Annotated in this window: 10 protein-coding genes; 5 read left to right on the top strand and 5 right to left on the bottom strand. The window is 64.1% G+C overall.

What is annotated here, in order from left to right; genetic code table 11:
• Positions 1-978 (bottom strand): helicase-related protein (locus tag EGJ34_RS19005; RefSeq protein ID WP_125362019.1); only part of this gene is annotated, 978 nt, incomplete at its 3' end.
• A 66-nt stretch (positions 979-1,044) separates the two neighbouring features.
• Between EGJ34_RS19005 and EGJ34_RS19010 the strand changes: the two genes are divergently transcribed.
• Entirely contained in the window at positions 1,045-1,842 is a 798-nt protein-coding gene (locus EGJ34_RS19010; protein WP_125362020.1) for a TatD family hydrolase, read from the top strand.
• A 122-nt stretch (positions 1,843-1,964) separates the two neighbouring features.
• Here the strand turns inward: EGJ34_RS19010 and panE are convergent, their stop codons facing one another.
• The 4 genes from panE to EGJ34_RS19030 form a co-directional block, all read right to left on the bottom strand.
• Positions 1,965-2,903: a 2-dehydropantoate 2-reductase gene (panE, locus tag EGJ34_RS19015; RefSeq protein WP_125362021.1), complete on the bottom strand. Its 939-nt coding sequence runs from the start codon at positions 2,901-2,903 to the stop codon at positions 1,965-1,967.
• A gap of 556 nt (positions 2,904-3,459) precedes the next feature.
• Entirely contained in the window at positions 3,460-4,212 is a 753-nt protein-coding gene (locus EGJ34_RS19020) for a DUF3800 domain-containing protein (RefSeq protein ID WP_125362022.1), read from the bottom strand.
• Between the two features lie 6 nt (positions 4,213-4,218).
• Complete coding sequence (locus EGJ34_RS19025; protein ID WP_125362023.1) at positions 4,219-5,019, bottom strand: ABC transporter permease; 801 nt, start codon at positions 5,017-5,019, stop codon at positions 4,219-4,221.
• The gene (locus EGJ34_RS19030; protein ID WP_125362024.1) at positions 5,016-5,963 is read right to left on the bottom strand and encodes an ABC transporter ATP-binding protein; all 948 of its coding nucleotides are present in this window, start codon (positions 5,961-5,963) and stop codon (positions 5,016-5,018) included. Before EGJ34_RS19030 ends, EGJ34_RS19025 begins: the two co-directional genes overlap by 4 nt.
• An 88-nt stretch (positions 5,964-6,051) precedes the next feature.
• On the opposite strand from EGJ34_RS19030, the gene EGJ34_RS19035 reads away from it, so the two are divergent.
• The 4 genes from EGJ34_RS19035 (at position 6,052) to EGJ34_RS19050 (ending at position 8,080) form a co-directional block, all read left to right on the top strand.
• Positions 6,052-6,816, top strand: coding sequence for a ferredoxin--NADP reductase (locus tag EGJ34_RS19035; RefSeq protein ID WP_260477060.1), 765 nt, complete (start codon positions 6,052-6,054; stop codon positions 6,814-6,816).
• A 195-nt stretch (positions 6,817-7,011) separates the two neighbouring features.
• Positions 7,012-7,209, top strand: coding sequence for a hypothetical protein (locus EGJ34_RS19040; RefSeq protein WP_125362026.1), 198 nt, complete (start codon positions 7,012-7,014; stop codon positions 7,207-7,209).
• Complete coding sequence (locus tag EGJ34_RS19045; RefSeq protein ID WP_125362027.1) at positions 7,194-7,508, top strand: type II toxin-antitoxin system RelE/ParE family toxin; 315 nt, start codon at positions 7,194-7,196, stop codon at positions 7,506-7,508. Before EGJ34_RS19040 ends, EGJ34_RS19045 begins: the two co-directional genes overlap by 16 nt.
• A 17-nt stretch (positions 7,509-7,525) precedes the next feature.
• A complete protein-coding gene (locus EGJ34_RS19050; protein WP_125362028.1) occupies positions 7,526-8,080 on the top strand; it encodes a hypothetical protein in 555 nt (184 codons plus the stop codon).
• Positions 8,081-8,169 lie beyond the last annotated feature (89 nt).

An 8,169-nucleotide genomic window follows, 5' to 3' on the forward strand; every position in this document is an offset into this window, starting at 1 on the left:
GGCCCGGCCGGCGCGCTGGTCGGCCGAGGCCTGCGCGATCGGCACCACGTCCAGCCGCGCAAAGCCGCTGTTGGGGTCGTAGCGCGGCTCCCGCGCCAACCCGGCGTCAATCACCACCCGTACCCCGGGCAGGGTGACCGAGGACTCGGCCACGTTGGTTGCCAGCACCACCCGCCGCTGGCCATTCGGGTCGGGCTGCAGCACGCGGCTCTGCTGTTCCACCGGCAATTCGCCATGCAGCGGCAGCAACTGCACCTCGGCCGGCAACACTGAATCCAGCGCCGCCAGGGCGCGGTTGATCTCACGCTGGCCCGGCAGGAACACCAGCACATCGCCCGGGTGCTCGCGCAGCGCCTGTTCCACCGCGCGCCGCACCTGCGCTTCCAGTGCCTCGTCACGCCGCGCCGGGAAATGGCTGATCGACACCGGGTAGCTGCGGCCCGCACTGCTGATGCGCGGCGCGTCCAGGAACTGCGCCAGTCGTTCGCCGTCCAGCGTGGCCGACATCACCACAATGCGGAGGTCGTCGCGCAGCTGCGCCTGCACGTCCAGCGCCAGCGCAAGGCCCAGATCCGCGGCCAGATGGCGCTCGTGGAATTCATCGAACAGCAGTGCGCCCACGCCTTCCAGCAGCGGGTCTTCCTGCAGCATGCGGGTCAGGATGCCCTCGGTGACCACTTCCACCCGCGTGCGTGCGGACACCTTGTTCTCGAAGCGGATCCGGTAACCGACGGTCTCGCCCACGTCCTCACCCAGCTGCCGGGCCATGAACTGCGCGGCGCTGCGTGCCGCCACCCGGCGCGGTTCCAGCATGATGATCTTCCTGCCCTGCAGCCACGGCGCATCCAGCAGCGCCAGCGGCACCTGGGTGGTCTTACCCGCGCCGGGCGGGGCTTCCAGCACCAGCCGGGTGTCGCGGCTGAGGGCATCCAGAATGGCCGGCAGCTGCTCGGCAATGGGAAAAACAGGCGTACGCATGCCGCAAGGATACGGGCAGGGCGGTGCTTTACAATGCGCCGCTTACCTGAGTGTGCGAATTGCCCCATGCAGCTGATCGATATCGGTGCCAACCTCACCCACGACTCCTTCGACCGTGACCGCGATGCGGTGCTGGAACGCGCGCGCGCGGCGGGCGTGGTGCAGATGGTGATCACCGGGGCCAGCCGCGAGCATTCGCCGATGGCACTGGAGCTGGCCCGCCAGCATCCTGGCTTCCTGTACGCCACCGCAGGCGTGCACCCGCATCACGCGGTGGAATACACCGAAGAATGCGACGCCGAGATGCGCGCGCTGCATGCGCATGCGGAAGTGGTGGCAGTGGGCGAGTGCGGGCTGGACTACTTCCGCGACTTCTCGCCGCGCCCCGCGCAGCACCGCGCCTTCGAGCGCCAGCTGCAGCTGGCAGCGGAGAACGGCAAGCCGCTGTTCCTGCACCAGCGCGACGCGCATGCCGATTTCATGGCGCAGATGAAGAACTTCGAAGGCCGCCTCGGCCCGGCGGTGGTGCACTGCTTCACCGGCGAGCGCCAGGAACTGTTCGATTACCTCGACCAGGACTGGTACGTCGGTATTACCGGTTGGCTGTGCGACGAGCGCCGTGGCGCGCACCTGCGCGAGCTGGTGAAGCATGTGCCCGCCAACCGGCTGATGATCGAGACCGACGCGCCGTATCTACTGCCGCGTACGTTGAAGCCAATGCCGAAGGATCGCCGCAACGAGCCCATGTTCCTGTCACACATCGTGGAAGAGCTGGCGCGCGACCGCGGCGAGGATGTGGCGGTGACGGCAGCGAATGCTACGGCCGCCACGCGCGCGTTCTTCCGGTTGCCTGACGCCGGTTGATCCGGCGCGGTCACGACCAACGGTCGTGACCTACCGCCACCCGAAACAATACGGGAACCGGTAGGTATCGACCGTTGGTCGATACACGGCGCACCGCGCCGCGCTCCCAGGCCGACCCACCATCACCCAGCGCGGTTCGCCTCATACGCCTGCAAATGGGCATACGCCACCGCCAACAACGGTGCCAGCACCCCGGCCTCCCGCGCCCGCAGCCGCATATCCCCCACGATCTGCATCGCCTCCACCTGCTGCCCGGCCTCCAGGTCCCGCAGCATCGACGCCTTCAACGCCGACCCCGCCTGGGTCAACGCCCCCAGTGCAATCCCCTGCGCCTTCTCCGGCACCGGCTCACCTGCTGCCTCGGCCACTGCCACGCACTCCGCATACAGCCCGCGCATGATCGCCTCACCCTCATCGGTGCCCACGATCGTGCCGACATCGGCCCGCATCAGACAGGTGCCCGCCGCCAGCGCGGTCAGGAAGCTGTACTTCACCCACTGCTCCTGGCCGATGGCATCGCTGGCCAGATGATCGATTTCGGCCTGCACACAGGCCGACGCCAGCGCCAGTACCCGCGCACTCGCCCCGGTGTTGTCACGCTCACCAAAAGTCAGCTTCGCCGCCGGTGCAAGATGCAGCACCGCGCCATCCGGTGCCTTGGTCACACTGATGAAGCACAGCCCACCCAGCACCGCATCGCGTCCGAAGCGCGCATCCAGCGTGGCGTAGTGGCGCAGCCCATTGAGGATTGGCAGCACGGTCGTGCGTGAAGACACCGCCGGCGCAATTGCTTCAATCGCGCTTTCAAGGTCATACGCCTTGCAGCTCAGCATCACCAGATCAAACGGCTTCTCAGCCGCCAGCGCTGCAAGCCCATCAGCGGTCACATGCTTCACCGGGAAGGCCGCATCGCCCAGCGGACTGCGGATCACCAGCCCGTCCTGCGCCAGCTGTGCCGCGCGGGCCGGCCGCACCAGGAAGGTGACATCCACCCCGGCCTGGGCCAGACGCCCGCCGAAGTAACCGCCGGTACCGCCGGCACCTAGAACCAGAATGCGCATCAGAACAGAACTCCGTTGGTGATCCTTATGAACGGGGCGGATGAGCTTCGATCAGTCCGCCCCCATCGTCATCCTAAACCCTGCGGACTACGCTGCGAGGTGCGAAAAAGCCGAAAGCGTCACACGATGAATCGTCTGTGCATCTTTCTCCAGCAGCGCGAACGCACCGGAAACAAAGGGCAGCAGTGCAAGGATCAGCCATCAGGCGCACGCAGCGAGGCAGTCAGCGGTGGACATCGAACTGAGCGGCTGTACCATGGCCCCACAACTCCTCCTCTGTCGCGTCATTCAGTTGGCCCAACGGCTTAGGAAGAAAAAACCGCCGAAAGGCGGTTTTTTCATTTGCTGAGTTGGCCGTCGGCGCAGACTTTTCCGGATATCCACCTTGCCTGAGCAGGCCTCTGAGAACGGGTTGAGGCTGATTCGCTTCGTCAGTCAACCTGAACGGAAATAGGGGCACCCAACGCCCAAATCCGAACTTTGTTATAGTGGAGCCTGGATCGGGGATTCCCGGTCGGCATTGGGCCTCGGCGGATTCGCTGGGGCCTTTTGTTTTTCAGGGGAAGCACTTCAGTCCGAAGCCTGCATAGACCCCGCGTGGATCTCGATCCAGCTTGGTCTCAATTACGTCCCACGCTCGATTGGGTTGTGCGGGGCGCAGCTGATGAAGCCCGATCGGGCGCGCCACAAGGTCCGCAAGCTGAAGCCCAATCGAATTGTTCTTCTTGTCTGTTAGAACCGGCTCGAACGGCAGATGGAGGCCGCCAAAGTTGTCGCCGCTACAGATCCGTCGGAATGCCAATTCCAAGTCTGCGTCCTCACTGCGACCGCGACACTCGCAAAGCACATGCGTCAGAAGGGGTCCGTCGTTATCGGCTGTCTGTCCCACTCGACGGAGGGTGTAGAAGATCCGTTCCAAGCAGAATCGCAAGGAGAGTTCATAGGGACTTTCATCGCGCCGCCGATGTTCGGCAAGCCGACGCTTGTCTATAACTGCCGAAAATACCGTCATTGGCGTCCGATCGAGCACATCGGTCAGCGCCTCGAGGAACGCCATTTTCTTACTGCGGTCTCGCAAGACCGAAAAAGCGCCTAGATCCTTGCGGATCTCGCGCTCATGCAGGATGACTGCGTCGTGGCCAAAAGTGGCGAATTTGAGCTGCTGCATGGCAGGAACCACGGTGTTGACGTAGTCCTGTTTACTGATCAGACAGCAGGAAAGTACGAACAACGGATAGCCGTCGTCGATGCTTTCCATGCTGTGGTCGCCACTTTCATCGACGAACACGATGTAGTCGCTGAACCTCACGCCAGATCAGCTCCGCATCCCAACACCACGCTTCAGCAGCCACAGCGCCAGTGCGCTCAGCACCACCACGAAGCCGATCATCAGCGCGTAGGCCACCCACAGCGGCACGTCGCTGGTGCCCAGCAGGCCGTAGCGGAACGCGTTCACCATGTAGAAGATCGGATTGGCGTGGGTGGCCGCTTCGGCCCAGCCCGGCAGCAGCTTCACCGAATAGAACACGCCGCCCAGGTAGGTCAGCGGGGTCAGGATGAAGGTCGGCACAATGGCCACGTCGTCGAACTTCTTTGCATACACGGCGTTGATGAAGCCGGCCAGCGAGAAGATCGTTGCGCCCAGCAGCACCGTGGTCAGCGTCACCAGCGGGTGCGGAATGCGCACCGGGGTGAAGAACATCGCGATGATCAGCACGATCACGCCGACCATCAGCCCGCGCAGCACCGCGCCGGCCACGTAACCCCACAGGATCACCCAGTTAGGCATCGGGCTCACCAGCAGCTCTTCCACGTGGCGGCCGAACTTCGCGCCGAAGAACGACGAGCTGATGTTGCCGTAGCTGTTCTGGATCACGCTCATCATCACCAGCCCCGGCACGATGAACTGCATGTAGCTGTAGCCGCCCATTTCGCCCACGCGCGAGCCGATCAGCCCGCCGAAGATCAGGAAGTACAGGGTCATGGTGATCGCCGGCGGCACCAGGGTCTGGCCCCAGATGCGCAGGATGCGCGCCACTTCGCGGCGCACGATGGTCATCAGCGCGATCCGGTTGCGCTGCCCGTCGGTCATCGCCGGGCTCGGGGTGGTGCTCATGCCGCGTTCTCCTGGTTGCCGGTGAGCCGCACGAACAGCTCCTCCAGACGGTTGCTCTTGGTGCGCATCGAGCGCACCCGGATGCCGGCCGCGTTCAGGGCTTCAAACACCCGGTTCAGATCCATCGCGCGCGGCATGTCCACGTCCAGCGTGTGTGCGTCGTTGGCGGTGATGGTGGTGCCCTCGATCACCGGCAGCTGCGCCGGCAGGTCGCCATCGATGTCGAACAGGAAGCCTTCCACGTCCAGCTTGGCCAGCAGCGCCCGCATGGGGCCCTGGGTGACGATCTGGCCGTGGTTGATGATGGCCAGGTGCCGGCACAGGTGCTCGGCTTCTTCCAGGTAATGCGTGGTCAGAATGATCGTCGTGCCGGCCGCGTTGATCTCCTTCAGCACCCGCCACATGTCGCGGCGGATCTCGATGTCCACACCGGCGGTCGGTTCGTCCAGGATCAGCAGGCGCGGGCGGGTCATCATCGCGCGGGCGATCATCAGCCGGCGCTTCATGCCGCCGGACAGCGTGCGGCTCATCACCTGGGCCTTTTCCCACAGGTGGGCGCGCTTGAGCTCCACCTCGGCCATCTTCTCGGCTTCCTCGCGCGGCACGCCGTAGAAGCCGGCGTAGTTGACCAGGATGTCGAAGGGCTTTTCGAACAGGTTGAAGTTGATCTCCTGCGGCACCAGGCCGATCAGGCGCATGGTGGCGCTGCGGTCGCGCACCAGGTCGCTGCCGAACACCTCCACCTGGCCTTCGCTCAGGTTCACCAGCGAGCTGATGATGCCGATCAGGGTGGACTTGCCGGCCCCGTTCGGGCCCAGCAGGGCGAAGAAGTCGCCCGGGGCCACGTCCAGCGAGACGCCCTTAAGGGCCTGGGTGCCGTTGTCGTAGGTTTTGCGGAGGTCGCGCACCCGCAGGGCGGGGGCGGTATTTGTCTGGGAAGCCAAGCTCTTGCCTTCGCGCCCAAGGGCGGCGCTGGAGTGGGGCGGGGAGCCGCTATTATAGAAGGCCCCGAGGGCTCGCCCCGGCTACACACTGTTTCCCAAATTCGTGCCTGTTCAATTCCCCCTCAAGCTGGTCGGCCGCCGCATGCTGGCCCCGACCGTCGGCCACTACCAGTTCCTTCGTGATGACGGCCAGCCGCTGGATTTCCAGCCCGGCCAGTTCATCCAGGTCCATTTTCACTACGCTGACGGCACCGAAACCAAGCGCAGCTACTCGCTCGCCACCATCCACGACCACGCCATCGGGGCGGGGGAAGCGGTGGATATCGCCGTGAGCTTCGTCCCCGGCGGGGCCGCCACGGCCCTGTTCGAGGGCCTGGACATCGGCGGCCACGTGCAGGCCAGCGGCCCGTACGGCCGGTTCTGCCTGATGCCCGGCGACCACAACGCCCGCTACCTGCTGATCGCCACCGGTACCGGGGTGACGCCGTACCGCTCCATGCTGCCGCTGCTGGCCACCGCCATGGCCGAGCGCGGGGTCGAAGTGGTGCTGCTGCAGGGTGCCCGCACCCCCGGCGAGCTGCTGTACAGCGAGGATTTCTACAACTTCGCCGAACAGCACGCCAATTTCCGCTATGTGCCGTGCTTATCGCGCGAACTGCCGGAAAACCCGCACCCCGACGTCCGTCACGGCTACGTCCAGCAGCATTTGGCCGAGTTCGCCCCGAACCCTGCGACTGACATCGCCTACCTGTGCGGCAACCCGGACATGGTCGACGCCACCTTCGAAGCCCTGAAGGCCGCCGGCCTGCCCAACCCCCAGGTCCGCCGCGAGAAGTACGTCAGCAGCAAGTGATGCCGCGCAACCCCGTAGAGCCACGCCCTGCGTGGCTTCGCGGCCTCAAGCCGCTCCAATACGATGAACAACCGCGACCCGGTAGCGCCGGCCGTTGGCCGGCAACCATGAACCCCAACGCCCCATGCCCCTGGCCAATCCGGCAACTCTCTGCGCCCCGGGCTAGAATCGGCTCATCCACCCTGGAGTCACCTCATGACCCCTCCCGCCACCGCCAAGCAGGACGTCGCCCAGTTGCTTACGCAACTTCCCGATGACGCGACCTTGGAAGACATCCAGTACCACGTCTATGTGCTGGAAAAGATTCAGCGTGGACGCGCGGATATCGAGGCTGGACGCCACTACAGCACCGAGCAGGCGCGTGAGCGGTTGGGTAAATGGCTGAACCGCTGAACTGGTCTGCAGAGGCGGTCGAGGACATTGAGGCAATCGCCCAGTTCATTGCACGCGACTCTCAGCATCACGCTCAGCGAGTTGTAGAAGCACTGTTCGCCCTTGGCGAAGTAATTGAAATCCATCCGTTGGCAGGTCGTGTCGTTCCCGAGCTCGGCAACGCATTGGTACGCGAGCGCTTCCTATACAGCTATCGAGTCATTTACGAAATGGCACCCGTCCGGATCAACGTTCTGGCGGTCCTCCACGGTCGTCGGCTGCTGGAATCTGTTGCGGATCGAATGCCAGGAATGGACTGAGTCAACCGGGGAGAACCATGGCAGTACTGATTGAAGGCATTTCGGTGGTCGTTCGCTGCAACGCCATCGTCGCTGCGTACAAAGGAGGCCCGGAACAGTTCACGGCCGAGGTCCCGAACGGGTCGCTCCGTGCAGATGGACAAATCGCCGCCGTGACATTCATGCATCCCACCGACGTGGAGCAGTACGTCCGTCTCCTTGAGGCGCGTGGTCTCGTATTCCAGGACGCAGAAGGAACCCACGACATTGTTGTGGTCGACCAACGCACTGGCTTCTGCAATCCGTGCACATGGGCAGACTTTGGTACTACCCCCTGGAACGGCGACCAGAGCCGCCTTGTGGCGGTCTGCGCTCTCGATGCAGGCCAGCCTCAAAAGGTGGTGGTGCCTGAAGGGTGGGCGTATGAAACCTCACTTACTGCCCGGCATCGCTTCGTGGAGAATGACCCGGTCAGCGAGGGCCTGCGGTTTGTCAGGCGCGATGGGGACGTCAATGTCTATCTTGACGAGAAGACGGGAAAAGAGTTTTACAGCGTGCAGGGAGTGGGCGTGGGTTCGCCAGTGACCCACTAAGGCAGGTACTCCGGGACTGTCAGGAATTTTGTGTTCGGGCATAACATGTTGAAAAGGATCATGTATGCCACCCAAGAAGAAGACCGCCA

This window comes from Stenotrophomonas sp. 278, from assembly GCF_003935715.1.
In the GTDB taxonomy this organism is placed as follows: domain Bacteria; phylum Pseudomonadota; class Gammaproteobacteria; order Xanthomonadales; family Xanthomonadaceae; genus Stenotrophomonas; species Stenotrophomonas maltophilia_AH.

Coding starts and splice junctions, on each gene's coding strand:
- EGJ34_RS19045 (WP_125362027.1), top strand. CDS start 7,194: ATGGCTGAACCGCTGAACTGGTCTGCAGAGGCGGTCGAGGACATTGAG.
- EGJ34_RS19025 (WP_125362023.1), bottom strand. CDS start 5,019: ATGAGCACCACCCCGAGCCCGGCGATGACCGACGGGCAGCGCAACCGG.
- EGJ34_RS19010 (WP_125362020.1), top strand. CDS start 1,045: ATGCAGCTGATCGATATCGGTGCCAACCTCACCCACGACTCCTTCGAC.
- EGJ34_RS19040 (WP_125362026.1), top strand. CDS start 7,012: ATGACCCCTCCCGCCACCGCCAAGCAGGACGTCGCCCAGTTGCTTACG.
- panE (WP_125362021.1), bottom strand. CDS start 2,903: ATGCGCATTCTGGTTCTAGGTGCCGGCGGTACCGGCGGTTACTTCGGC.
- EGJ34_RS19050 (WP_125362028.1), top strand. CDS start 7,526: ATGGCAGTACTGATTGAAGGCATTTCGGTGGTCGTTCGCTGCAACGCC.